Origin of the sequence: Cloacibacterium normanense (assembly GCF_002943105.1) — a bacterium.
Taxonomy (GTDB): Bacteria; Bacteroidota; Bacteroidia; order Flavobacteriales; family Weeksellaceae; genus Cloacibacterium.
Genome location: NZ_PTPZ01000003.1, coordinates 348836 through 374680, shown reverse-complemented (window position 1 = coordinate 374680; position 25845 = coordinate 348836). Strand labels below are relative to the sequence as shown.

Annotated in this window: 21 protein-coding genes; 11 read left to right on the top strand and 10 right to left on the bottom strand. The window is 32.7% G+C overall.

What is annotated here, in order from left to right; translation table 11 throughout:
- Positions 1–204: 204 nt before the first annotated feature.
- Entirely contained in the window at positions 205–1227 is a 1023-nt protein-coding gene (locus C3729_RS07155; protein WP_104793517.1) for a 3-oxoacyl-ACP synthase III family protein, read from the bottom strand.
- 169 nt (positions 1228–1396) lie between these two features.
- Here C3729_RS07155 and C3729_RS07150 point away from each other — a divergent pair, with 169 nt between their 5' ends.
- A complete protein-coding gene (locus tag C3729_RS07150) occupies positions 1397–2299 on the top strand; it encodes a CorA family divalent cation transporter (protein ID WP_104793516.1) in 903 nt (300 codons plus the stop codon).
- A gap of 37 nt (positions 2300–2336) precedes the next feature.
- Here C3729_RS07150 and C3729_RS07145 read toward each other — a convergent pair whose 3' ends face one another.
- The 4 genes from C3729_RS07145 to C3729_RS07130 all read right to left on the bottom strand — a co-directional run bounded on the left by C3729_RS07145 (position 2337) and on the right by C3729_RS07130 (position 7031).
- A complete protein-coding gene (locus tag C3729_RS07145) occupies positions 2337–3914 on the bottom strand; it encodes a DHA2 family efflux MFS transporter permease subunit (protein WP_104793515.1) in 1578 nt (525 codons plus the stop codon).
- Between the two features lie 72 nt (positions 3915–3986).
- A complete protein-coding gene (locus tag C3729_RS07140; protein ID WP_104793514.1) occupies positions 3987–5072 on the bottom strand; it encodes an HlyD family secretion protein in 1086 nt (361 codons plus the stop codon).
- Between the two features lie 35 nt (positions 5073–5107).
- Positions 5108–6418: a TolC family protein gene (locus C3729_RS07135; RefSeq protein ID WP_104793513.1), complete on the bottom strand. Its 1311-nt coding sequence runs from the start codon at positions 6416–6418 to the stop codon at positions 5108–5110.
- Positions 6402–7031 (bottom strand): TetR/AcrR family transcriptional regulator, encoded by a 630-nt coding sequence (locus tag C3729_RS07130; RefSeq protein WP_104793512.1) that lies wholly within the window; start codon positions 7029–7031, stop codon positions 6402–6404. Before C3729_RS07130 ends, C3729_RS07135 begins: the two co-directional genes overlap by 17 nt.
- 133 nt (positions 7032–7164) lie before the next feature.
- On the opposite strand from C3729_RS07130, the gene C3729_RS07125 reads away from it, so the two are divergent.
- On the top strand, positions 7165–7380 hold the full coding sequence (locus C3729_RS07125) for a hypothetical protein (protein ID WP_069797345.1): 216 nt from the start codon (positions 7165–7167) through the stop codon (positions 7378–7380).
- 33 nt (positions 7381–7413) lie between these two features.
- Here C3729_RS07125 and C3729_RS07120 read toward each other — a convergent pair whose 3' ends face one another.
- The gene (locus C3729_RS07120) at positions 7414–8532 is read right to left on the bottom strand and encodes an ATP-binding protein (RefSeq protein ID WP_104793511.1); all 1119 of its coding nucleotides are present in this window, start codon (positions 8530–8532) and stop codon (positions 7414–7416) included.
- Between the two features lie 183 nt (positions 8533–8715).
- Here C3729_RS07120 and C3729_RS07115 point away from each other — a divergent pair, with 183 nt between their 5' ends.
- The 3 genes from C3729_RS07115 to C3729_RS07105 all read left to right on the top strand — a co-directional run bounded on the left by C3729_RS07115 (position 8716) and on the right by C3729_RS07105 (position 11800).
- A complete protein-coding gene (locus C3729_RS07115; RefSeq protein ID WP_411266653.1) occupies positions 8716–9987 on the top strand; it encodes a hypothetical protein in 1272 nt (423 codons plus the stop codon).
- A gap of 47 nt (positions 9988–10034) precedes the next feature.
- Positions 10035–10628: an LPS export ABC transporter periplasmic protein LptC gene (gene lptC, locus C3729_RS07110; protein WP_069797716.1), complete on the top strand. Its 594-nt coding sequence runs from the start codon at positions 10035–10037 to the stop codon at positions 10626–10628.
- A 125-nt stretch (positions 10629–10753) separates the two neighbouring features.
- Positions 10754–11800, top strand: coding sequence for an anhydro-N-acetylmuramic acid kinase (locus C3729_RS07105; RefSeq protein ID WP_104793509.1), 1047 nt, complete (start codon positions 10754–10756; stop codon positions 11798–11800).
- Positions 11801–11851: 51 nt separating this feature from the next.
- Here C3729_RS07105 and C3729_RS07100 read toward each other — a convergent pair whose 3' ends face one another.
- Positions 11852–12241: an SRPBCC domain-containing protein gene (locus C3729_RS07100; protein ID WP_069797728.1), complete on the bottom strand. Its 390-nt coding sequence runs from the start codon at positions 12239–12241 to the stop codon at positions 11852–11854.
- A 37-nt stretch (positions 12242–12278) separates the two neighbouring features.
- Here C3729_RS07100 and C3729_RS07095 point away from each other — a divergent pair, with 37 nt between their 5' ends.
- The gene (locus C3729_RS07095) at positions 12279–12890 is read left to right on the top strand and encodes an NUDIX hydrolase (RefSeq protein ID WP_104793508.1); all 612 of its coding nucleotides are present in this window, start codon (positions 12279–12281) and stop codon (positions 12888–12890) included.
- A gap of 35 nt (positions 12891–12925) precedes the next feature.
- Here C3729_RS07095 and C3729_RS07090 read toward each other — a convergent pair whose 3' ends face one another.
- A complete protein-coding gene (locus tag C3729_RS07090; RefSeq protein ID WP_104793507.1) occupies positions 12926–14200 on the bottom strand; it encodes a UDP-N-acetylmuramoyl-tripeptide--D-alanyl-D-alanine ligase in 1275 nt (424 codons plus the stop codon).
- A 63-nt stretch (positions 14201–14263) separates the two neighbouring features.
- Positions 14264–15880 (bottom strand): gliding motility lipoprotein GldJ, encoded by a 1617-nt coding sequence (gene gldJ / locus C3729_RS07085; RefSeq protein ID WP_104793506.1) that lies wholly within the window; start codon positions 15878–15880, stop codon positions 14264–14266.
- A 162-nt stretch (positions 15881–16042) separates the two neighbouring features.
- Between gldJ and porU the strand changes: the two genes are divergently transcribed.
- The 3 genes from porU (at position 16043) to C3729_RS07070 (ending at position 23460) form a co-directional block, all read left to right on the top strand.
- Entirely contained in the window at positions 16043–19963 is a 3921-nt protein-coding gene (porU, locus tag C3729_RS07080; protein ID WP_104793505.1) for a type IX secretion system sortase PorU, read from the top strand.
- Between the two features lie 11 nt (positions 19964–19974).
- Positions 19975–21099, top strand: a complete 1125-nt coding sequence (gene porV / locus C3729_RS07075; RefSeq protein ID WP_104793504.1) for a type IX secretion system outer membrane channel protein PorV — start codon at positions 19975–19977, stop codon at positions 21097–21099.
- Between the two features lie 126 nt (positions 21100–21225).
- Positions 21226–23460 (top strand): FUSC family protein, encoded by a 2235-nt coding sequence (locus tag C3729_RS07070; RefSeq protein ID WP_104793503.1) that lies wholly within the window; start codon positions 21226–21228, stop codon positions 23458–23460.
- A 2-nt stretch (positions 23461–23462) separates the two neighbouring features.
- Here C3729_RS07070 and C3729_RS07065 read toward each other — a convergent pair whose 3' ends face one another.
- Positions 23463–24095, bottom strand: a complete 633-nt coding sequence (locus C3729_RS07065) for a 4'-phosphopantetheinyl transferase superfamily protein (RefSeq protein ID WP_104793502.1) — start codon at positions 24093–24095, stop codon at positions 23463–23465.
- 148 nt (positions 24096–24243) lie between these two features.
- On the opposite strand from C3729_RS07065, the gene C3729_RS07060 reads away from it, so the two are divergent.
- Positions 24244–24621, top strand: coding sequence for a hypothetical protein (locus C3729_RS07060; RefSeq protein WP_074650935.1), 378 nt, complete (start codon positions 24244–24246; stop codon positions 24619–24621).
- Between the two features lie 127 nt (positions 24622–24748).
- Positions 24749–25831: an efflux RND transporter periplasmic adaptor subunit gene (locus tag C3729_RS07055; protein WP_185117733.1), complete on the top strand. Its 1083-nt coding sequence runs from the start codon at positions 24749–24751 to the stop codon at positions 25829–25831.
- The last annotated feature ends 14 nt before the right edge of the window (positions 25832–25845 follow it).

Genomic DNA, 25845 nt, shown 5'->3' with positions numbered 1-25845 from the left:
ATTTTTCTCTTATAATTTCTGGAACAAAATTACAAACTACCTTATAATAAATTCCTTTATTATTTGCTGACATTTATCAATTTTGATAAATATCATATAAAATTAATAAAAAGAGGGTAATTATTTTTCGATTTTGTCACTTTAGTTACAAAAAAAACCTTTCAGAAAATACTGAAAGGTCTTAATTATCATGGATTAATCAAATTAATATCTAAAAAGTACGCTTCCCCAAGTGAAACCACTTCCGAAAGCTGAAAGAAGTACTAAATCTCCTTTTTTAATTTTTCCTTGATCTAGAGCTTCACATAATGCAATAGGAATAGACGCTGCGGTAGTATTACCGTATTTCTGAATATTATTAAATATTTTTTCGTCTGGTAATCCAAATCTTTGTTGAACAAATTGTGCAATTCTCAAATTCGCCTGATGTGGAATGAACATGTCTAAATCTTCTGGAGTTTTTCCAGCTTTAGTTAATGCTTCCATCATGGTTTCTGGGAATCTGGTTACCGCATGTTTAAACACGAAATTACCATTCATCACCGGATAAATATCTTGTCTTTCTACAGCTTCAGGTTCATAAAGCGCTCTATCCATCCATCCTAGTTTAGTTCCAGGGAATTTAACTGCTAATTCTTCAGCATATTTTCCTTCTGAGTGCATGTTTACTGCTAAAACACCTTCTTCGTTTTCGTCTTCATTTGCAGAAAGAATAATCGCTCCTGCTCCATCACCGAAAATGACAGAAACGCCTCTTCCTTCATCTGTAAAATCCAAACCAAAAGAATGAACTTCAGCTCCTACAACTAATATATTTTTATAAGTTCCCGCTTTGATAAAGGCATCTGCAACACTCATAGAATAAACAAATCCTGAACACTGATTTCTTACATCTAATGCACCGATGGTATCACAACCTAGCATTTCTTGTAAAACTACACCACTTCCTGGGAAGAAATAATCTGGACTTAAAGTTGCAAAAACGATAAAATCTAAATCTTTAGCCGTTAGATTTGCTTTTTCTAGAGCCTTTTCAGCTGCTTTTTTTGCTAAAAAAGCTGTCGTTTCTTCGCTGTCATTTCTATTTTTTCTGTGACGGCGCTCTTTGATGCCTGTTCTCTCTGTTATCCACTCATCATTAGTAGTCATCAACTTAGACAAATCGTCATTAGTTACCACATTCTCAGGAACATAATAACCATATCCTTTTATTACACTCTTAATCATAAAGTTTTTAAAATTTGTGGGGTACAAAAGTAAGATTTTATTTTTAACATATAATTAACATGAGTCATAAATATTATGTATTAAAATGTTTTATAAATAATTATATACTCATGTGTCTTTATAGATTTATAAAAATTTATACATTTGATAAAATTAACGCAATTAGACCATGACAGAGAGTACACTTCACAAAACCATAGAATATGAATGGATAGATATCTTAGAAATGAAGCAAGAAGACATTGCCGAAATTTCAAAAAAATATGATATCAATCACTATTGGTTAGAAGACTGTATAGACCCGAATCACTTGCCAAAATTCGAAGACAATGGCAATCTAAAATTTTTCCTGACCAGATTAAATACTTCTACCGAAAGACTCATCCTCAATACCATAAGTGATGTAAGTACCAAATTAGGAATTTTCTTGAAAGACAATCTCATTCTTACGGTACACAGAATAGAAAACGATGCGATAAAATCTCTATTGAAAGAAATTGCAATTCACCCAGAAAATTTCAAAACTCCTTATCAATTAGCGCTTCATTTAGGACAAAAAATATTTATTTCCTTTGAACATGAAAACGAGGTGCTTCTAGACCAATTAGATAAAATGGAAAACGAAGTTTTTCTAAAAAACGTTTCTAATTCTGCTCAACTGAAAAGGCTCTATCGTTTCAAAAGAAAAGTAGGATTGAATTTGAAAGTGCTAAATCTTTCATCAGATTGGGTAAGTTCTTTTGAAAAATTACCTCTAGATTCTGTAGAAATAAAGGACTTGAAAGACAGTTATAAAGATGCCATCAGTGATTTTGACCATTTGCATTTGCAAACCAATAACTTAATGAGTATGTTTCTGGCGCTTTCTGACCAAAAAGCCAATCAGGTAATGAAAATGCTCGCCATTTATTCGGTTTATTTCTTACCTATTACTTTTATAGCAGGAGTTTACGGAATGAATTTCGAGTATATGCCAGAAATCACAAAACCTTATGGTTACTTTGCAACATTAGGTTTGATGGGACTCATTGTTATTATCACCTTTATATATGTAAGAAGAAAAAAATGGTAAAAAAAAAGACATCAAAAATTTGATGTCTTTTATATTTTTAGTGCATGGCTTCACTTGGATCTATGGTTCTGCCTCCTTTTCTTTCTTTGATGAATAAAATAAAAGGAATACAAATAAGAAACATAATTCCTAAATAGAGGAAGACATCCATATAAGAAAGCACCGTAGCTTGTTTCATTACAGAAAAATCTAAAATTTTATACGCCGAAGCGAGCGCTTGATCAGGCGTCATTCCTTTGGCAATAAAATTAGCTTTTAACGCAGCAATTCTTTGTTGAACCTGTAAACTATTGACATCTAACTTCGCCACCAAATCACTTCTGTAAAACATATTTTGATTAGCAATAAAAGTGGTAATTGCAGCTACGCCAAAAGAACCTCCCAACTGTCTCATCATCCCTGTAAAAGCGGCTCCTTGACCAATTTGAGCTCCTTTTAATGTACTTAATGAAAGTGATGTAATAGGAATAAATAACAATCCTAAACCTGCTCCTCTCACAATAAGCATCCAGAAGAAGGCGTCTTTTCCTGTATCTGGAGTTAATAATTTATATCCCCAAAAACTATAAATGAAAAAGATAAACAATCCTAAAGCTACTAAAACTTGCTGTTTTGCTCCTCTGGTTAATAATCGACCTATTATTGGCATCATAAAAGCGGTGGTTAATGCCGCGGGAATCATCAAAGCACCTGATTGTAAAGCTGTCCAACCTAAAATACTCTGTGTATAAAGCGGAATAATAAAGGTAGAACCGTATAAACCAAAGCCTAAAATAAAGGACATAACTGTTCCGATTCTAAGATTTCCGTTTTTAAGAACTCTAAGTTCTACAATTGGATATTTGTACGTTAATTCTCGCCAGATAAAGAAGATAAGTCCAAAGAAAGAAATCAAAGTAAGGGAAAGAATTACTTTGCTTTCGAACCAATCATCTTCATGACCTCTTTCTAAAATATATTGTAAAGAACCTACCGTTATTGCCAACAAGAATATCCCTAACCAATCTACATCACTTGCAGATTTTTTCTCAGCATATTTAGGACTTCTTACAAACTGAAGCGTAAGCAAAGTCGCTACAATCCCAATAGGAATATTGATATAAAATATATAAGGCCAACTGAAATTATCTACAATATAACCTCCCAATGGCGGACCTAATGTAGGTCCAATAATAACACCCAAACCATAAATAGCTTGCGCCATACTTCTTTTTTCGATGGGATAAGACTCTGTAATAATCGTTTGAGAAGTTACCAAAAGTGCACCACCTCCTATTCCTTGTAATAATCTAAAAATAACGAGTTCCCAAATATTGCTCGCATTTCCACATAAAAATGAGAAAACCGTAAATATAACAATAGAAGCCGCAAAATAATTTCTTCTCCCGAATTGTTGCGAAAGCCAACTCGTCATAGGAACTATAATTACGTTACCAATCGCATAAGCGGTAATTACCCAACCTACCTCAGAAAGTGTAGCGCCCAGATTTCCTTTCATCTCGTTCAGCGCTACATTTACTATAGTAGTGTCTACAATCTCTAGCAATGCACAGAGAATTGCAGTGATGGTAATAATCACTCGTCTTGCACCATATTCTACTAATGAATCTTGCATAAATTTTTATTTCAAGTTTTGAGTTTCGTTTAGAATTTATTCCATTCTAAACTTTTCTCATTTACTTTTTTTCTACTTTACTTCTACGTCTACTAAAACATTCATTCCAGCTCTTAATTTTTTGGCAACTTCAGGTTTTAAATCCTTAAAAGTGATTTTCACAGGAACTCTTTGAACTACTTTTACGAAGTTTCCACTTGCATTATCTGGAGGAAGTAAAGAAAATGTAGAACCAGTAGCTGGCGAAATAGAACTTACTACTCCTTCGAACTCATCATCTGGGAAAGCATCTATTTTAATTTCTACTTTTTGACCTTCTACCATTTTGTTTAATTGTGTTTCTTTAAAATTTGCCACAATCCATTTGTCATTATTTAAAACAATGCTGAATAACTGTGCTCCTGCTTGTAAAAACTGACCTACCTGCACTGGAATTTTAGAAACATAACCATCTTGTTTCGCGGTAATTACGGTATAAGAAAGATTTAATTTAGCATTTTGCACATCTACTTCTCTTTGTTTAATCATAGAACTTGCTACGCCAATTTGTTGAGAAGTTGCTTCTGATTGAGAAGACACATAACCTGTTTGCTGAGCCGCTTGATTTCTTTGTTCTACCAAAATTTGCAATTGTTTATCTGCTGCTTGTTTCGCTGCCAGAACTTGGTCATATTGTTGTTGCGTAATGGAATGGTCTTTCACTAGATTTTCATAACGTTTCAAATCTTGAGTAGTTTTCCAAACGTTTACTTTCGCTGCTTCAATCTGTGCATTTGCAGTAGCTACTGCTGCGTTTGATGTACTGATGCTTTTATTCGCTGCTGCAGCACCAGCTTGAGCGGTATTTAAATTGCTTTTAGCAGTTCCTAGCGCAGCTTCAGCTTGTTGTAAAGTCATTAATTGGTCTTTATTTTCAAGGATAATTAAGGTATCTCCTTTTTTCACAAACTGATTGTCTTTTACCCTTACTTCTGCTACATAACCAGAAATTTTAGAAATAACAGGACTTACATTAGATGCAATTTGCGCATCATCTGTTTCTTCGTGAGCGTTGCTGTAAGACCATTTTTTGTAACCATAAATAGCACCTACCACAATAACGATGGTTAAAATAATCCCAAAAACTGGACTTTTTTTATTTTTTGTTTGATTTTCCATTTTATAATAATGTTTATATCTAAATTTGAGTTTGATTATTGATTAAGAATTCCTGAGGTTTGTAATAGTTTTTTGTATGCTAATGCTGCATCTGCTCTAGAATTAATTACATTTACTTTAGCACCTACCAAAGCTGCATCTGCTTCTAGCAAATCGGTAATATTTGCTAAGCCATTATCATATTTATTTTTGGTAATTCTGTAGTTTTCTGTAGCTTGTTCTAATGCGCGCTCATAAACTTCTATTTTCTTTTTGGCCAAATTAGAATTCTGGAAATCCTTATTGAGTTCTAGTTTTATATGGTCATTCAGAAGTTCATTATTGGCTTCTAATTGTTTTTCTCTGGCTTGAGATTTTAGCAAAGAAGAATTTTTCTTCCAAAGATTATCTAGGTTATATGAAACACCCAATCCTATATTAATCGCATTAGTAATGGTTACAAATCCTGGAATATCTGCCGCAACATAACCACCTGTAATTGCCAAACTTGGTAAATTTTCAGCTTTTGCTGCTTTGGTTCCTAAATTTGCTGCTTTTTTCTGATAATCGAGTGCTTGTAAATCTTTTCTGTTTTGCAAAGCTTGACTTAAGTAATAAGAAACAGGCTGATTTTCAAAAATTTCATTGATGTAATCTTCATCTACTTTTAGAATGGTAGTTTCGGGCAAACCTAAAAGCAAATCCATATTAATATTGGCAATGCTGTAATTATTTTGGGCATCTAAAAGCTGAAGTTCAATATTAGACGTTTGCAACTGAGCTTTCAATCGGTCATTTCTTGCCATCAAACCGTTATTTTCTAATTTCAAAAATGTTTCGTCTCTTTTCTGTGAAGCCGAAAGATTTTCTTCTAAAACTTTGATGATTTGAGATGCTTTGAACAAATTATTGTAAGCCTGAGAAATGTTAAAAGCAATGGCTTCCTTGTCATTTTCTGCAGATAATTTAGAAGCTTCTACCAAATATTCAGCAGACTGAATTCCGTATTTTATTCTTCCACCTGCATAAATGGGATAAGAAAGATTGGCAGAAGCGTACATTACATCATTGATTTTCAAACTATTCGCCGCACCTGCACTTTCTGTTTTAAGATTAACATTTGGGCTGAAAAGATGTAAATAAGTAGCTCCCAATTTCAGGCTAGGAAGCTGATTGTTCTTTGCTTCCAGCAATTGCGCTGTACTTTCTTCTATTTTAGCAGCATCTATTTTTAGATTTTTGCTATTTTCGATTCCGAGTTTTACCGCTTCATTCAGAGAAATAGCTCTCGTTTCTTGGCTCGAAATCTGGGAAATACTCATGCTAAAAAGTAAAATCCCAAAGATGTTTCTAATTTTCTTGTTCATAACCTAAAAGGTCTTTTAATAATATGGTTAAATTTTGGGTAAGATTGTCGTAATAGATATTATAATATTCATCTGATTGATTTCCAGAAAGTTCTCTATACAAATTCATGCCTTGTTTAGAATAAAAAACTGTTCCTACAATCACAGAATGAAGAAAAAACAAATCGGGCTTTTTGGTAAAAACACCATTCTCACAACCTTCTTCTAAAATTCTTTGGTAAATTTTGATATAACCAATTTTAGAAGTTCTTAGAAAACTTAAAATCTGTTCGTTTCCGCTATTATTGATATTATAAACCGATTGAAGAATAGAATAAAATTCTGGCAAAGTCTTCACACGATTAATGTAATTTCCTATAATTTTAATGAGTTTTTCCCATTCATTAAGCTGCGGATTTTCTAAAATTTCATAGGCAAAAGATTGTCCTTCTTTCATTCTCACTTTAAAAATTTCCTCGAAAAGTTTTTCTTTTGACCCGAAATAATAAGAAATCATCGAGACATTTACCCCAGCAGATTTTGCAATATCTCTAGTAGAAGTAGCGTCAAAACCCTTTTCTGCAAATAGTTTTTCTGCAGTATAGAGAATTTTTTTATCCGTAGAATGTTCCATTATTTTGATTTTTGAAGGCGCAAATGTAAGCAAATTTAGAAATCAATCAAACGATTGATTGATTTATTTTATCAATGTAAAATGTTAGATAATATAATTTTTATTACTTTTGATGAACTAAATATTAAACCATATGAAAAGAATCATCGCAGTATTAGCCATATCAGTATTTACATTAGGAATGGCTCAAGAAACACCGAAAAAATCTTGTTGCGCAGCAAAAGATAAAAAAGAATGTAGCGCAAAAGAAAAGAAAGAGTGCGCTTCTAAAGACAAAAAAGACTGTAAAGCTGAAGCCAACAAAGACAAAAAATCTTGTTGTGCTGCTAAAAAGGAAAAAGCAGCTTAGTAAAAATAAAATCCCGAAAATTTCGGGATTTTTTTATGCACTTCGGTGAATGTATCTGGTTAATTTTATGCCTAAATCCGTCCAAACAATTTTGGCATTTGCATTTCTGTAAAGATGCAAATCAGCATCGGAGATTTCTTCTAAAATATCTACAATATTAGCGCCGTGAATAAAATTGGTAAACGCTTCCCAGTTGAATCCGTTTTTAGATAAACGTTTGTAAACCAAATGTTCAGCATCATAATTTTGCAATAATGCCAATCTGAACATCTCAGAACAAAAATCTAAGAAATTTTTCTGTTTTTCTCTATTCCAAGAAGCGATATTTCTTCCCCACAGAACGATATTTCTCAAAACTTCTGGTTTCTTTTTCGCCATGAAAGCATTTCTCACCCAATCGATAAAAAGTTCTTCAAATTCTTCATTCGCAGAATCATTTTGAAGCAATTGTAGCGCAGTATTGTAATTTCCTTGCGCTTGATGAATGACTTCTTTTATTTTTGCTTCGAAAACATCAAATTGATTTCTGATTGCTTGTTCTAAGCTTTCATCATCTATTCTAGGCACTTCTATCGCTTGACATCTTGATAAAATAGTAGGTAAAATGGTGTCTATTTTTTCTGCAAGAAGCAAAATAATGGTCTTTTTTGGTGGCTCTTCTAGAAATTTTAAAAATTTATTGGCTGCTGTCACGTTCATTTTATCGGCTCGCCAAACAATGAGAATTTTAGTTCCACCTTCGAAACTTTTTAGCGCAAATTTCTGATTCAGCGCGTCTACTTCATCAGCAGAAATAAACAATTGCTTGTTTTGAGCGTCTAAAACTTCATTCCAATCATTAATGGAAGCGTAAGGATTTTCTATAATCATATTTCTGAAATCCTCAAACAATCTTTGACTCAAAGAATTGTTTTTTTCTGTAAAAACGGGGAAACTAAAATGTAAATCTAAGTGATTGAGATGCTCTACTTTAGAAGCAGCATGTTCATTTTCTCTTTTGAGAATTTCTTTAGCATAAGCTAGAGCCAATGCTAAAACGCCGAAACCTTCTTCGCCAATAAATAACTGAGCATGTCCTACTCTTTCTTTATCTATGGCATCTTTAAGCGTTTCTATAACTTTTTTTTGTCCTACAATTTCTTCCCAATTCATAGTTTCAAAGATAAGAATTTGGTGGAAAGTGAAAAGACAGATGCTACAAGTTTTTTCAATTTTGAGTTAAATTCAATGAATTTTCTGATAAATTCGTCTTTAATCCTGTGAAATTTAACGCTTATTAACTTTCACGTTTCAGTAATAATTAAGATATTTGCGCATTAATTAAAAAAGATAATGATAAAAAGAATTTTTCTTTTACCTTTCATTGCTGTTGGTTTAAGTGTAGAAGCGCAAAGTTTAGGTAATTCTCCTTATGCAGCATTTGGTATCGGCGAAGTAAAATATGATAACCCTGTAGAAACCAGTTCAATGGGTGGCATAAACACTGCCTACATTTGGGATTTCAACAACAGTTTTAATTTTAAAAATCCAGCTGCAAACACCAATCTAGAGCTTACTTCTTTCAGGGTTCAAATGACCAATGAGAACCAATCTTTAAAATCTGATTTTAATGGATTAAGCGCTAACAAACATTCTAATTATCTTTCTAATATTTCTATAGCTTTCCCCGTTTCTAAAAAATTGAAATTTGGATTAGGATATCAACCTTATAGTTCTAAAAGATATGATATTATAACTTCTAAAATCCTTGCAGACAGTACTGTAAAAGCAAATCGTTTTTATGGTGATGGGACATTGAATACAATTCAAGCTGCTTTTGGTTATCAAGTCAACAAAGAATTCGCAGTAGGTTTAAGAAGTAATTTCTACTTCGGAAAATTATCAGATGTAGAAGAACTGGCTTATTCTAATGCTGAACTGATTAATGGTTTTGAAACATCTAATAGAATTAAAAGTTTTAACTTTACATTTGGTTCTACTTATCAGAAAAAATTTAAAAATGAGAAAAAACTTACCTTAGGTGCTACCTATACATTTGGAACCACAGGTAATGTAAAAACCCAGTTCATAAACAGTACTTATTACTATTATCTAGACCAAAAATTAAACGTTACCGAAATAGAAAACAAAACCAGCGAAGACAAAAATCTTATTCCTACAGAAGCTTCTTTAGGGATTGGTTATGGTCATGACGCAAAATGGTTTGCTTCTGCTCAAGTAGATTATAAGAAAGGTTCTACTACCATGTTTTTAGGACAGCCTTTTTCTTACCAAGATTCTTATAGAATTTCTGCAGGTGGTTGGTATTTACCAAATTATAATGACTTCAGAAGCTATTTTAACCGTGTAGTTTACAGATATGGTGCTTTCTTTGAAAAAGGAAATCTTAGCATCAACGGAACCAATATTAACCAATACGGAATCACTGCTGGAGTTACTTTACCTTTCGAAAAATCGAATGCTGTAAGAATGAGCGGGATAGATTTAGGATTAGAATTTGGTAGAAGAGGAACCTTAGAAAACAATCTTATCCAACAAAATTTCTTCAACGTAAAAGTTGGAATTAATTTTGCTGATAAATGGTTCCAGAAAAGAGTTTACGAATAAACCGAACAATACACTTATTCATAAATTTTATAGTTAAATCTATAAAAATGCAAAAAAAATTCTCAAGAATATTATTTAAAAATATAGTCACCTTTTCAGGTTTGGCTATATTTTTTGCTTTGACTTCTTGCGAAGAAGATTTGGCTAAAGTAAACGATAAAAAAAGCACCAATTTCGCTTCTAGAATCATCTACAATGCAGACATTGTAAAAAAAGATTCTGGAATGGTAAAAGTGCGTTTCAAAGCGCCATTGCTAGAAGAATATGAATTTGTAGACACTCCTTATGTAGTGGTAAGAAAAGGATTATATTTAGAATTTTATGATTCTAAAAAACCCAAAACTCCAGGAAAACTTTGGGCAAAATATGCCAAAATGATTGACAAAAAACAATTCTACGAAGCCAGAGGAAATGTAAAAGTTATCAATAACGAAGGACAAACTTTTGCCATGCAGTCTATTTATTGGGACAAAGCAAAACAAAGAATGTACACTAAAGACACCGTATTCATTACAGATAAAGACGGTTCAATTTTCGTCGCAGCAAACGGAATGAATGCAAAAGATGATTTCTCAGAATATACCTTCTACAACAATTCTGGAGACTTCAATGTGAAGAAAATGCCAAATTCTGGAAATTGAGATTGAGGCAAAGGTAGAGGAAAAGGTTGAGGTAGAGATTTAGGATTTTGATTTACTTTTTTTACTTTTGAATAAATTTTCCTTAGATATCTTTTGTATCTTTTGTGGTTTATTAATTCTAATTCATGAAAACATATTTCGCCATTGGTCTAATGTCTGGAACCAGCCTTGATGGTTTAGACATTTGCTATGCAAAATTCCAAAATATTACCCATTGGGAATTTGAAATTCTAAAAACCGAAACCATTCCTTACTCTATAGAATGGAAAAATCGGCTGCAAAATGCTATTCTGCTTTCGGCTGAAGATTTATTGGCGTTAGATAAAGAATATGGCTTCTATCTTGGCGAAAAAACACAAGAATTTATTTCCAAAAATAATATTACTGATTTAGATTTTATCGCATCTCACGGTCATACTGTTTTTCATCAACCACAACGAAAATTCACCTTGCAAATCGGTGATGGAAGAGCCATAAAATTAACAACCAAAAAGCCCGTAATCTACGATTTTAGAAGTCAAGATGTTTTAATGGGCGGAAATGGCGCTCCGTTAGTTCCGATTGGAGATGAACTTTTATTTTCGCAATATGATGCTTGTCTCAATTTGGGCGGATTTTCTAATATTTCTTTACAGAAAAACCATCAAAGAATTGCTTTTGATATTTCACCAGTGAATGTAGTTTTAAATTATTTTGCTGAAAAATTAGGCAAAAACTATGATGAAAACGGTGATTTTGCTAGAAATAGCGCTATTAATTTTAAAATTTTAGAGCAATTGAACGCTTTAACCTTTTATCAAAAATCAGCTCCCAAATCTTTAGGAGTAGAATTTGTAAATTCTGAGATTTTTCCTTTGTTAAAAGACGAAACTCCTGAAAATATCATCGCTACTTTTACCGAACATATTGCCGAACAAATTGCCAAAGTTTTTAATGACAATCAACTCAAAACCCTTTTGGTAACTGGTGGCGGAACTTTCAATACTTATTTATTAGAAAAAATTCGAGAAAAATCTCAGACAGAATTGATTGTTCCTGACGAAAATATAATCAACTTCAAAGAAGCTTTAATCTTTGCTTTTATGGGCGTTTTAAGACTCAGAAATGAGGTCAATGTACTTTGTTCAGCAACTGGAAGTTCAGAGAATCATTGCAGCGGAATATTGGTATAAAAAAAGGTTTCAGAAGAAATCTAAAACCTTTTAATTATCTTATAAACGTTATTATAATTGCTCTAACTTGTCTGTAAGTGCATTTAAGAAGTTTTGTAATGGTTTTTCTACCATCATTTTGATAAATGGATTAAAATTTCCATCGAATAATAACTGAACTTCTGTTTGGTTTTCGTTTACTGGAGAGATGTTTCCTGTAAGTGAAAAATCTAATGAAGAACTTGCAGATTTCAGAACTACTTTTTGACCTTCTACCAATTCAGCGATTTTAAGGGCAACTTCTGGCATTCCTTTTAAACCAAATTTAAAGCCATCTTCTCTGTGCTCAAAACTGGTTAAACTATCTGGCATTAAGTGTTTATAATCTTCAGGATTTTTAAGCATTTGAAAAAGTTGCTCAGAAGATTTATTTACTATAACTTTTCTTCCTTCTAAATTCATTTTTTTAATATTTTTGTAAAAATTAATATAATTACAAATGTATAAAGTTTTTGTCAATGAAAAAAGATTAAGCATCAGTAAATCTCCAATTCCCATTGAGAAGAACTTGCCTTATGAAGAAACCACCACCTTGGAAATCGCCATAGATTTGCTCGAAAATACTTCTACCTCAGAAATTAACATTTACGGTGAGAATTTAGAGCAAATTTGGGAAGAATTGACGGGTATGTTACGAGTTGTAGAAGCTGCGGGTGGAATTGTTTTCAACCAAGAAAATAAAATCCTTTTCATCCACAGATTAGGAAGATGGGACTTGCCGAAAGGTAAAATAGAGCCAGAAGAATCTCTAGAAAATGCTGCGCTAAGAGAATTAGAAGAAGAAACTGGACTTGCAGAGCTTATTTTAGAAGAATTTGTGAATACTACTTTCCATATTTATAAAGAAAAAAAACAAGGAAAAGAGGAAAGAATTCTGAAAGCTACGCATTGGTTTAAAATGACTTATGTAGGTCAAAAAGAACCGATTCCTCAAACTGAAGAAGGAATTACAAAAGTAGAATGGAAAACGCAAACCGAAATTAACGACGAAGTTTTGCCCAATACTTTTAAAAACATCAAACTGATTTTGAGCGAGGTTTTTGCAATATAAAAAAGGTGGAAATTAAAATTTCCACCTTTTCTTTTTTATTTAATGAATTCCAAAGCTTTTTCTAGCGCGATTCCTCGTGAAGCTTTCAGCAATATGTTCTGCGAATGAATTTCATTTTCGGTTAAATAATGGATTAAATCTTGTGTAGTTAAAAAGGCCACTCCAGAAACATTTACTTCTTTAAAATGTGGACCAACTGTAATGATTTCATCAAAACTGAGTGATTTTGCCAATTCTAAAATTTGAGAATGTTCTGTTACACTTTCTTCGCCCAATTCTAGCATATCACCAATGATGATGGTCTTAGTTCCAATAAAATCATTGAAATTTTCTAATGAAACCTTCATAGAACTAGGATTCGCGTTGTAAGTGTCTAAAACTAAGGTTTTGTCTCCTTTTTTCACAATTTGCGAACGCATGTTGGTTGGAGTGTATTCTTCAATGGCTTTTTTGATTAAATGAAAATCAATCCCGAAATACAAACCTAAACTGGTAGCCGCACAAAGATTGGTAAAATTGTAATCTCCCGTAAGTTTTGAAAGTGCTTCTACCTCATTATAAATAATTCCTACGCAATTATTCTCTGTAAATTTCTCGAAATAAAACTCAGAATCTCTTCTTCCGAAAGGAATCACCAAATCATATCCATCTGTTTTTTCAACTTGAATAGGATCGTTTTCATTCACAACTACAAATTGATTATTAGATTTGAGGTAATCATACAATTCAGATTTTCCTTTGATTACACCTTCTACTCCACCGAAACCTTCTAAATGTGCCTTCCCGAAATTGGTAATATATCCAAAATTAGGTTGAGCAATAGTGCATAAAAACTCTATTTCTTTTTGGTGATTAGCACCCATTTCTACCACCGCCATTTCGTGCTCTGGTTTTATGGAAAGAATGGTTAAAGGAACACCAATGTGATTATTGAGATTCCCAAAAGTATATTGGGTATTGTATTTCTGCGAAAGAACAGCGTGAATGATTTCCTTGGTCGTAGTTTTCCCATTACTTCCTGTTAAAGCTATAATAGGAATATTCAACTGTGCTCTGTGATGTTTTGCTAAATCCTGTAAAAATTCTAGAGTAGATTTTACATAAAATATATTTCTAGCGGTATCTTCAAAATTTTTATCTTCTACAATTACGGCAAGAGCACCATTATCCATAGCTGTTTCAGCTAAAGTAGCAGCATTGAAATTCTCACCAGAAAAAGCAAAAAAAATATCGTTTTTTTCAATTTTTCTGCTGTCTATGGTTACTTTATTGGCTTGTAAATAAAGCGCATAAAAATCTGTAATATTCATTTGGTAAAAATAAAAAAATCCTTTCCAAAAAAGGAAAGGATTTTAAATTATTTAAAAGAAATTTTATCTCTTCGTTCTCTTATTATTGGTATCTCTAGCATCTTGTGCTACACGGAAACCAATCCATCCGAAAGATTTTGATTCTTCTTTGAATCTTCTTTGTCCTGGGTCTAACCAATATGCTGTATCCATCCAAGAACCTCCTTTTACTACTCTAGCTGTGTTAGAAACTTTAGTTGTTCTAGGTTTGTTATCTCTTTGTAGTATAACTCTGCCTTTATCATCTACGATAAATTGAGTTTTAGGTGAATTATACATATTGTAATCTGCCATAGAACTGTCTGCTTCTTTACCATAACCAGCTTCTAGTGAAGACATAAAATCACCATCTCTGAAACTTCTTTGATCTTCAACAGTTCTTTTCTCATAAGATCCAGGTAAGCCTTTGTAGATTTCTCTACCATCCGCTAATCTTTCGAACTTCATGTCTTTAGGATCTACTTTTTTATAAGTTCCATCAGCATTTTTCACGGTTTGCTGTGGCATATTTCCTCTGTAATAATTGAAATCGCTCGCTTCTTCGTCTATGATAGGTCTGTAAACATCCGCAGTCCATTCTGCTACGTTTCCGTACATTCCATAAATTCCTAAATCATTAGATGGATATTGTCTCACATCTGCAGTTGTAGGAGCTCCGTCATTATTCCAACCACCAACACCAGAATAGTCACCTCTACCTTGTTTAAAGTTTTCTAGGTACATTCCTCTGTTTTTACCTTTTTTACCTCTTAATTTTTCAATTTCAGGTTCTTTTCCTAGGTAGTTATTGTATTCTCTATTTTTTTGTAAACCAAGAGCTGCATATTCCCATTCTACTTCTGTAGGAAGACGGAATTTAGCTACTAAACCAACAGTTGCATTTCTGTTTGCTGCTTGAATTCTTGGGTTAGAATTTTTGATACCAGATTTTTGTTGTAGTTTTTGCTTATTAAGATAAGCTTCTAATTCAGGATCATTTGCTTTATATTTATCTAAATTAAATGCATTTGCACCTTGATTAAAAGAATCATTAGAGTAATAGTCATTCTTGTTGATAATTCCTTGCTTCATAAGTTCTACTTCATTTGCTCTATCAGTCAGCCAATCACAATATCTTGCGGCTTGTTGCCAAGAAACTCCTACTACAGGATAATAGTCGTATTCTGGAGCACGGAAATAGTTTTCTGCATAATCATTCCTAGATAATTTATTATTCCAAACAAGAGTATCCGGTAATGCTCCTGTATAAATATTTTTATAGTTAGGATCAGAGGGAGGAAAAACAAATTTTAGCCATGTTACATAAGATCTATAATCTGCATTTGTAATTTCTGCTTCACCAATAAAAAATGAACTTACCTGCATTCTTCTTGGGGTATTGTTCCAATCATGCATCACATCGTCTTTTACCAACCCCATGGTAAAAGTACCTCCATCTACATAGACCATATTAGGCCAACCTTTTGGTTTTTGTTGTTTTCCAGAAAAGAACCATCCTTTTGGATCATTGGTTTTCCAACCGTTCATTCCTGTCTTATTTTTAGAACCGCCTCCATTTTTCACGTTACCGCCTCCACCACAGCTGGTTAGAAACAATGTTGCGCCTAATGCAAGCAATGAAATAAACTTTAGTTTTTTCATAATTGTTTTAGATAATTTCGAGCTACAAAGAAAAATAATTTATTTTATTAATCAAACATCAAAAGTAAGATTTTTTATGATTTTTTAACGGATTAAAATTTATTTTATTGTTTGATATGAAAATTTTGTTTTTTTCGTTTATTTTGTAGCGCAATTCGAACTATGAAAAAAAAGTTATTATTATTTATCCTATTGACATTTGCTAATTTTATTTTTAGTCAAAAAATTTCTGTAGAATGGTCAGGGAATACAATAATGGATTACGGAAGTTTCAAATACAATCTTCCATTTTTTAGAAATGAAAATTATTCTGTCATAAATGGAGTTCCTTATCTCACTTTTTCTAAAAAAGAAAAGGAATCTTCTCAATATGATATCAAAAACTTAATTTGGGAAAAAATTCCAGCTAAAGAAGTATTTGGTCTAATTGCAGATCATGTTTCTACTAAAGAAATTGCATACACTAATAGTCAAAAACAAACCATCAACGGACAATTTCTCACTAATGTAGTCATTGCAACCATAAAAAAAGATAAAAATACACTTTATAGATTAACTTCTTTTGAACTGGTAAAAAAAACGGTTAACAACCAAAGAACATCTAGAACTTCTGATTTAATGGGCACTACCGAAAATCCTTTAAAATCTGGAAATTTCTATAAAATCAAAGTTGATAAGTCTGGAATTTTCAAAATTACGACAAAATTCCTTAGAGATAATGGCATCAATCCTTCGAGCATTAATCCTAAAAATTTCAGGATTTATGGAAATGGCGGATTAATGTTGCCAGAATTCAATCAGGATTTCAGATATGCCGCTTTACAAGAAAACGCGATTCAAGTTATCGGCGAAGAGGATGGAAAATGGGACGAAAATGATTATGCACTTTTTTACGCTCAAGGGCCTCATGGTTACAACCTATATAATGAAAATAATGGAAAAGGTTATAAGCGCAAAGATACAAGATTGGCACACATTAGCAATAATAGCGTAAATGTATATGAAAATTTTTCGTATTATTTTATCAACTTTGACAAAGGAGAAGGGAAAAGAGTAACTTCCTCTGATATTAATCCTTCCCCAAATTTGTATACTAGCTATGATGACTATCAATTTATTAATGAAGAAAAAAATAATTTTCTGAATATTGGAAGACTTTGGGTTGGTGATGGTTTTAATGCCAATAAATCTATTACTTTTAACACAAAAACGCCTCTTAAATCTACTGATTCTGTAAAAGTGAAATCTACAATATTTGTAAAAAATGCAACGAATGATAAAATTACTCTGAACATAAATGGACAAAATAGCGGCACTTACATTATTAGTAATTCTGCTGATATTAAAATTAGAGAAATTCCATGGGAAAGTCAAATTAATAACTTAAGCGGAAATACCATAAAGTTTGATTACATTCTAGAATCAACCAATCCTCTTGTGACTTATTACTTAGACTACTTAGAAGTCCAATATAAACAAGATTTAGTATACAATGAGGAGCAGATGAATTTTAGAGTTTTTGATATTCCTACTGGCTCTGGAGAGACTTTCGGTTTTACTGTAGAAAATGCCAAAAATATAGAGCAAATTTGGGATGTTTCGGACATTACAAACGCCAAAAAAATTGTAAATAAAGCTTCAGGGACGCAATTTTCTTTTGGATATACTACAAACTCTCCTTATTTCAATAATGAGTTTGTAGCGTTTAAAAATTCTGCCGCCTTTGAGCCACTTTTTGTAGAAAAAGTAGACAATCAAGACTTGTCTGGTTTGAAAAATGTAGACTACCTCATCGTTACCAATCGTGATTTTACTCCTCAAGCCGAAAGAATAGCCAATTATTACAGAAGTCAAAAAAATTATCATGTAGAAGTAGCGGATGTAAAGAAAATATATAATGAATTTTCTTCTGGGGGACAAGATTTAACAGCGATTAGGGATTTTATTACCAAACTAAATACTCCATCAGGAACGCTGAAATATGTACTTATTTTAGGAGATACTTCCTTTGATTTCAGAAATATTACTACTAAGAATAAAACCAACATCCCAAGCTATCAAAGTGACTACAGCGAAAACTACGAGGCATCTTTTGTGACAGATGATTATCTTGGAATGACTTATCCACAAAATGCTCCTTATATTTACGCCGTTCTACCTGATGTTCCAGTAGGCAGATTACCAGCAGAAAATATTGCTGAAGCAAAAAATTTAGTTGATAAAACACTATCTTATTACAATGCAGTTCCGGGACAATCTTCGCCTTTTGGAGATTGGAGATTAAAAATGAATTTTGTGGTAGATGATGACCAAGATGGAAGAATAGATTCTAGTTCTAATCCTTATCTTAAAGGAACCTTCCATGATGTAATGAACACAGTTTTAGTCAATAATTTTGAAGGAAATACAGACAAACCAGAATATAATATAAAAAAATTATACTTAGATGCTTTCCCTGGACAAAGTACAGCAGGTGGACAGAGATTTCCGCAGGTAAACCAAGCCATTACGAATGCAATGAGCAACAGTTTGTATCTGTATTATTTCGGACATGGAGGAATTAACGGTTGGGCTCAAGAAAGAGTTTTAACCACTCAAGAAATTACAGCTTTTAATAATTATAATAACGCTTACAGCAGATTTCCTTTTATCAGTACCATTACTTGTGAATTTACACTTTGGGATGACCACAATACTTCATCTGCAGGAGAACAATTGATGAAATTACCACAAGGCGGTGCAAATTCTATGATTACCTCTTCTAGAGCTATTGCTACATTTTATGGAAGACTTTTTACAGAAACTTTCACCAGAAATCTTTTTAAGCTGTCTAACAATGACTTTTTATCAGTAGGAGATGCTTTTATTGCAGCAAAAGCAGAATATGGTGCGGACTCTAACCACTTAAAAGTAAATCTTCTTGGTGATCCAGCTCTCAAACTTAGCAGACCGAAAAATCTTATCAGCATAGACAATATAGATTCACCAGTTGTTGGTCAACTAAGAGCGCTAGATTTTGTGAAAATTACTGGGCATGTCAATAATCAATCAGGAGCGATTGACAATACCTTTAATGGTAAAGTAGTCATCAATATTTTTGACAAAAAATTAGCCAAGAAAACCCTCAACAATGATGGGGATTTAGTTCCTATTCTCAATTATTTCGAAGAAGGAAGTCCTATAGTGAAAGCTTCTGGAACGGTTACCAATGGAACTTTCACCGTAGAATTCTACATGCCAAAAGACATTAATTATACTGTGGGAGACGGAAGATTATTGGCTTATGCAGATAATAATGTTTTTGATGTTTTCAATAATAAAACACAAAAAATTGGAGACATAAATCCAAACGGAATTAATGATAATGAAGTTCCAAAGGTTCAATTGTACTTAAACAACACCAATTTTGTAGATGGAGGAATTACAGACTCTAATCCAAATCTTTTGGCTTGTGTAACAGATAATACAGGAATTAACTCTACAGGTTCGGGAATTGGTCATGACATCACTGTAATTCTTGACGGCGAAGTTATCAATACCACTGTTCTGAACGATTTTTACACTCCGGGAATAGGAAATGGTTGTATTAACGCTTCTTTCTTGGACTATCAGAAAGGCTCTGTACTCTATCCTTTCCAGAATTTAAAACCTGGAAATCACCAATTGACCTTTAAAGTTTGGGACATTAACAATAATTCGACTACTCAAACGTTAAACTTTGTAGTAAGAGACCCAGAAGCCGAAAATTTAGTTGTTAAAAAATTACTAAATTGGCCGAATCCTTTTACCAATAAAACGTATATACAGTTTGAACACAATTGTGATGATGTTTTAGAAGTAAATGTTCAAGTCTATACAATCACTGGAAAATTAGTACGAACATTCAGTACCACAGTGACTTCTACTCCATTTTTAGAAGGATATAGAACACACAGAACTGCTATAGAATGGGACGGAAATGATGATTTTGGCGCTCCAGTTGGTAAAGGAACTTATATTTACAAAGTTTTAGTAAAGAGTCAAAATCAAGAAAAATGTAAAGGAACTGCCTCTTTAGTAGAAAAATTAGTGATTTTAAAATAGAAAAAACAAATATGAAATTAACAAAAAAACTCTTTTTAGGACTAAGTATTGGAATCGGAAGTTTGGCGATGGCGCAAAGTACTAATCCTGTGCTTACAGGAGCTCCTTTTTTAAGGATTTCTCCAGATGCTAGAGCTGGAGGTTTAGGAGACCAAGGTGTGGCAACAAGCGCAGATGCTTTTTCACAATTTTGGAATGCTTCTAAATATCCATTTAGTAGAAATACCTCTTCTGCCGCAGTAAGTTATACTCCATGGATGGGAAAACTAACGAATGATGTATTTTTAATGTATTTAGGTTTTAATACCATGCTAGGAGAAGAAGACCGTTCATCTCTTTCTGCTAGTATTTATTATTTCAATATGGGAGAGGTAGATTTACGCTCCCTAGAAACTCCAGAATTAAGTTCTGGTACTATAAAACCAAATGAGTTTTCTATAGATTTGGCGTATGCTTTAAAATTATCAGATACATATTCAATGGCTGTAACAGGTAGGTTTATTCGTTCTGATTTATCTGGAGGGTTCAATACTGACAGTTCATTGAAACCAGCCAATTCATTCGCAGTAGATGTTTCGGGGTACTTACAAACTTATAAACACACCAGTTTTGGTGATTATGAAGGAAGAGTAAGAGCTGGTTGGGCAATTCAAAATTTAGGTCCAAGATTAGATTATACTGGAGACGAAAACTCACGTTCTTATCTACCTACCTCTTTCAGATTAGGTGCTGGTTATGATTTATTTCTAGACGAAGTAAACAAAGTGGGTGTAACTTTAGAAGCTTCTAAATTACTTGTTCCTGGACCAGACAGCGCTGGAAACGTTCCAAATGTGGGGGTAATAGAAGGAATCGGAAAATCTTTCAGCAACAAAGAAAGTATTATGTACAGCGGTTCTGTAGAATACTCTTATGATAATGCTTTTGCTGTAAGAACAGGTTTTTTTAGAGAAAGTGAGCTCCAAGGAGGAAGACAATATGCTACAGTTGGTGTAGGTCTTAATTATAATTCTTTTGGTTTAGATTTATCTTACCTTGTTAATACATCTAAAGTTAATTCAGCTTTAGACAATACCTTAAGATTTGGTCTTACTTGGAATATTGGCGAAGAATCTTACAATAATGAAGATTATTAACGATTAATAAAATATTTTTTTCACCGCGCCGAATTGAAAATTCGGCGCGGTGTTTTTTTACAAAAATTCAGAGTTTAGTAATATTCCAGAATCTCAGACTTACGAGACAATTGCTATCTTTGCAAAATGAATTATGCTTCGGAACTTAAAAAATTTATTACCAGTCAATATATTTACTCAGGAACCAGAATTGCTTTAGCCGTTGTAATCCCGAGTATTATTTTGGCGTATTTAGGTTTGCTGAAAGAATTTTTCTTATTTCCACTCGGAACCCTTTTCCTAGCACTTACGGATTCTACAGGTCCTTTTCACCGAAGAAGAAACGCACTCATCGTTGCCTCTGGATTTTATTTCTTTGTCTCGCTGATTGCAGGATTGCTGAAAGATTTCCCACCGCTAATTTTTTTAGAAATAATCATTTTCGGGATGTTTTTTACCATGTTAGGCGTTTACGGACAACGTTTAGCAGCAGTAGGTTCCCTCACATTAGTCGTTTTAGCCATTTTTATAGATGGCGCTCCTGGTGGTCATTCTGCGTTTTATAATGCATTGGTTTTTACTTTAGGTGGAATTTGGTTCATCTTGGTTTTCATGCTGGTAACGGTAATAAAACCTTATAAACTGGCAGAACAAATGATTGGCGAAAATTACATAGAACTCGGTAATTATTTGAAACTAAAAGCTCATTTTTACCATTCTAAGCCAGATTTCGATGTTTTGTATAAGCAAATTTTTGCATTACAAGTCAGAATCAAAGAACACCAAGAAGCGACAAGAGAAGTGGTTTTCAAAACCCGACAAATCGTAAGAGAATCTACTTCTACCAGTAGATTACTAATGCAGCTTTTCCTCAATTCACTTGACCTTTACGAAATTTTATTGACCTCAACCAATGACTACCGAAAACTCCAAAATACTTTTGGAAATAAAAATATTTTAGAAAAAATCCACAATTACCTCAATTTATTATCGAATGAATTGGTTCACATCGGGATTTCTATTCAAGGTGGATTAAAAACCGCTCCCATTGCTGATATTTCTGCAGAACTTCATGCCTTACACGAAGAATACTACCAACTCAGAAATCAACACCTGAACGCTGAAACGCTTGAGGATTTCATGATTTTGAGACAAATAATGCACAGAATTTCTGCCATTTCAGAAGAAACTCAAAAAATATATCTTTTAAAATCTCAAGATATCAAATTGGCAAAAAGCCTTTCTACAGGCTTAGATTTAGAAAAATTCGTACAAAAAGATGAAAAACTTAACTCAAAAGTTTTCCTAGAAAATTTCTCTATCAAATCGAATCATTTCAGACACGCCGTAAGAATAACTACCGCATTATTAGTAGGTTACGCTATTTCTAAAATTGAAATTTTTCATATTCAAAAAACGTTCTGGATTCTCATCACCATTTTGGCGATTATGAGACCTGCTTACAGCATTACCAAACACAGAAATATCCTTAGATTATACGGAACAATCGGCGGTGCTGCTGCTGGATTGTTTGTGATCTATTTCATCACCAATCCTCCTACACAATTTGTGATTTTCCTAATCTGTTTGGTGCTCACTTTCAGTTTTCTCAAAGATAAATATGCGTGGTCTGTTTTCTTTATGACGATTTATATTTTCTTGATGTTCAACTTTCTAAAACCTGGAGACTTCTCAGAACTTTTTATGGAAAGGTTGATTGACACAGCAATTGCTGGAGTCATTGTATTTCTGGTTTCTTACTTGGTTTTGCCCGTTTGGGAACATCAGAAAAACAGAACTTTTATGCTGAATTACATCCTTGCCAATCATAAATATTTGAATACTATCATTGAGATTCTTCAGCAAAAAAACATTCCTATTCAAGACTATAAAATCAGCCGAAAACACGCTGTAGTAAGTTTGGCCAATCTTTCAGATAATTTCCAGAAAATGCTTTCTGACCCAAAAGGTCAACAGAAAAATCTAGAAAACGTTCACCAATTCGTGACCACTTCTCACCTTTTTACCGCTTACAGCGCATCTCTTTCTCAGTATGCACAAAAAAACGCGGTTTATCGTGAAATAGACTTCGAAAATTGGAAAAATAAGATTAATGCTGAACTTTCTCGTACTATTGCGATTTTACAAAAACAAGAAATTAGAAAAGATGATTTTGCAGAAAGCAAACTTACACCAGAAGATTTGGTAAATGAACTTTTAGAAAAAAGAAAAGAAGAAATCACCGAAAATGAATTCTATGACAGACGAGATCCTAAAAATATTTCTCATCTTACTGAGCTCAAAAACATCAGAGAATTACTAGAACTGATTTATAATCAAGCTCGTGACCAAAGAAAAATTGCAGAAAAAGTAACTGATTAATCTTATAAATCACGGTTTTCTTCTACAATGGCGAAGTAAAAATCTTCTATTTTAAAGACTTTTGCAGTGAAATCATGACTGAAAAAATCATCAAAAACTCTACATTTTATTTCAGAAAGGTTATTGACATCAAAAGGAAACACCTGATAATGAGTTTTTAACGACCAATATTTAGACAAGTGAACTTTGTAAAGACTTTCTTTGATGACCCAAATAATCGTCAATAAATCTACTTCATTTTCTCTGTTCTGAGTCCAAATATGTTCTGATTCGTGTAGAAATTTATCTTTGATTCTTAGAATTTTAGAACTTATTTTCTCTAAATCTATTCCTACTCTATTTTTAGAAACCGCTAAAGAAGCAAATGGAAAAGAATGCGTGATAGAAATATGTGCGGAATCTGGCCAGAGATAAGGTTCGCCGATGGTTTTATAGAGAATTTTGTGCTCTGGAAGTAGCATTTTGAGCATTTTTCTTACCATCAAATGTTCTAATAACTTTTTGGGATGATAATCTTTGGCATTTTCCAGATTTTCGGGTTCTATGAGTTCTTCTGCGTTAAATTCGTCGTCATCACTATACTTCCAGTAAAGAATTACAGCATTTTCATCAGAATAATCATGATAGAAAGGCATATATTTATTTTACGGTAAAATTACTAAATAATTTCAATTCTATAATTTTTTAAAACGTTTAATTTAAAAGTTTAAGAATGTTAATTTTTGTTAATCATGATTTAACTATTCAATATAATAGTAATTTTGTCCCTTGAAAAAATACTACGTGAAGACTTGGACTAAATTTTTTATTACCAATATTCTCCTGCTTTTATTAGTAGGAGGAAAACTTCATGTTTCTCCTAAAACTTTTTCTGCTGAGAAAATTTCTTCACACAAAAACATAGAAAAACATTCAGCAGACAATAATTTCATCAGCATTTCAGATGAATTACAAGATTTAGATAATGTAATTTTTGAACTAGATGAAGAAGAACTTTCACATACTGGAAGTTTCTCTGATTTTTCTTTAACAGATAATCTTTATCATCTTAATTTTAATATTCCCAATGATTTTATTTGGAAGAAAATAGAATTAAGAAACAAAATCTTACTCACTCTACAATCTAAAATTTACATTTTGGTTCGTAATCTGCGAATTTGATTTCTCCATTTTTCCTTTCTTAAAATTTCTCTTCTTTAAGAGAAAAACCCCTTACACACAAGTCATTAATCATTGACTATGTGCATTTTATCATTTTAAATTTCATAAATTTTCAAATCATATGATGATCAAAAAAATCACATCATTAGCAAGTCTAATGGTATTATTTCTGGCATTAAGCTGTTCAGAAAAAAAAGAAGAAAAAGTAGAAAATTCCATTTATCCAGCTACTATTCCTTTAAAAACAAATACAGATATTACTAAAGAATATGTAGCCAAAATTCAATCTGCTAAAAACATTGAAATTCGTGCTCAGGAAAAAGGATTTCTACAAAAAATATACGTAGACGAAGGTCAATATGTACGTGCAGGACAACCCATGTTTCAAATTATGCCTCAAATTCTACAGGCAGAAGTGATGAAAGCAAAAGCCGAAGTAGACCAATCTATAATAGAACTAGAAAATGCGACTAAACTATCGGTAAATAATGTAGTTTCTAGAAACGAACAAAGAATGGCAAAAGCAAAACTAGATGCAGCAAGAGCAGAATTAAGACTGGCACAAACCAAATTATCTTTTACCACCATTAGAGCGCCATTTTCAGGGATTATCAATAGAATTCCTTTAAAATTAGGAAGTTTGGTAGATGAGGGAGATTTACTTACTTCATTATCAGACAATTCCGGCATTTATGCTTATTTCAACCTCTCTGAACCAGAATATCTTAACTATCAAATGCATGCTGCTGAAAGAGGTGACAAAGGAGTGAATCTGGTCATGGCAAACGGTGAACTTTTCCCAGAAAAGGGATTTATTCAAAACATAGAAGGTGAATTCGATAGTGAGACAGGAAATATAGCTTTCCGTGCTAAGTTCCCTAACCCTAATCAATTACTAAGAAACGGAGAAACAGGAAAAATAAAAATGTCATTGCCTCTGGAGAATATTCTCGAGATTCCACAAAAAGCAACTTACGAAATTCAAGACAAAACATATGTCTTTATAGTAGACCAAAACGGGAAAATAAAGTCTAGAGAAATAACGATTGCTCATGAACTACCAGATATTTACGTGGTTTCAAACGGACTTCAAGAAAATGAAAAATTCTTGCTAGAAGGCGTACAAAAAGTAAAAGACAATCAACAAGTACAAATAAAATTTGTAAACCCACAAGAAGTTTTTAAATCTTTAAAAATAAAAGCGAATTAATTTCATAAATCCTT

Excerpts from the sequence above, each read along its gene's own strand:
- C3729_RS07065 (WP_104793502.1), bottom strand. The coding sequence starts at position 24,095 with ATGCCTTTCTATCATGATTATTCTGATGAAAATGCTGTAATTCTTTAC.
- C3729_RS07090 (WP_104793507.1), bottom strand. The coding sequence starts at position 14,200 with ATGAATATTACAGATTTTTATGCGCTTTATTTACAAGCCAATAAAGTA.
- lptC (WP_069797716.1), top strand. The coding sequence starts at position 10,035 with ATGCAAAAAAAATTCTCAAGAATATTATTTAAAAATATAGTCACCTTT.
- C3729_RS07150 (WP_104793516.1), top strand. The coding sequence starts at position 1,397 with ATGACAGAGAGTACACTTCACAAAACCATAGAATATGAATGGATAGAT.
- porU (WP_104793505.1), top strand. The coding sequence starts at position 16,043 with ATGAAAAAAAAGTTATTATTATTTATCCTATTGACATTTGCTAATTTT.
- gldJ (WP_104793506.1), bottom strand. The coding sequence starts at position 15,880 with ATGAAAAAACTAAAGTTTATTTCATTGCTTGCATTAGGCGCAACATTG.
- C3729_RS07125 (WP_069797345.1), top strand. The coding sequence starts at position 7,165 with ATGAAAAGAATCATCGCAGTATTAGCCATATCAGTATTTACATTAGGA.
- C3729_RS07155 (WP_104793517.1), bottom strand. The coding sequence starts at position 1,227 with ATGATTAAGAGTGTAATAAAAGGATATGGTTATTATGTTCCTGAGAAT.
- C3729_RS07130 (WP_104793512.1), bottom strand. The coding sequence starts at position 7,031 with ATGGAACATTCTACGGATAAAAAAATTCTCTATACTGCAGAAAAACTA.
- C3729_RS07145 (WP_104793515.1), bottom strand. The coding sequence starts at position 3,914 with ATGCAAGATTCATTAGTAGAATATGGTGCAAGACGAGTGATTATTACC.
- C3729_RS07095 (WP_104793508.1), top strand. The coding sequence starts at position 12,279 with ATGTATAAAGTTTTTGTCAATGAAAAAAGATTAAGCATCAGTAAATCT.
- C3729_RS07100 (WP_069797728.1), bottom strand. The coding sequence starts at position 12,241 with ATGAATTTAGAAGGAAGAAAAGTTATAGTAAATAAATCTTCTGAGCAA.
- C3729_RS07140 (WP_104793514.1), bottom strand. The coding sequence starts at position 5,072 with ATGGAAAATCAAACAAAAAATAAAAAAAGTCCAGTTTTTGGGATTATT.
- C3729_RS07105 (WP_104793509.1), top strand. The coding sequence starts at position 10,754 with ATGAAAACATATTTCGCCATTGGTCTAATGTCTGGAACCAGCCTTGAT.
- porV (WP_104793504.1), top strand. The coding sequence starts at position 19,975 with ATGAAATTAACAAAAAAACTCTTTTTAGGACTAAGTATTGGAATCGGA.
- C3729_RS07135 (WP_104793513.1), bottom strand. The coding sequence starts at position 6,418 with ATGAACAAGAAAATTAGAAACATCTTTGGGATTTTACTTTTTAGCATG.
- C3729_RS07070 (WP_104793503.1), top strand. The coding sequence starts at position 21,226 with ATGAATTATGCTTCGGAACTTAAAAAATTTATTACCAGTCAATATATT.
- C3729_RS07120 (WP_104793511.1), bottom strand. The coding sequence starts at position 8,532 with ATGAATTGGGAAGAAATTGTAGGACAAAAAAAAGTTATAGAAACGCTT.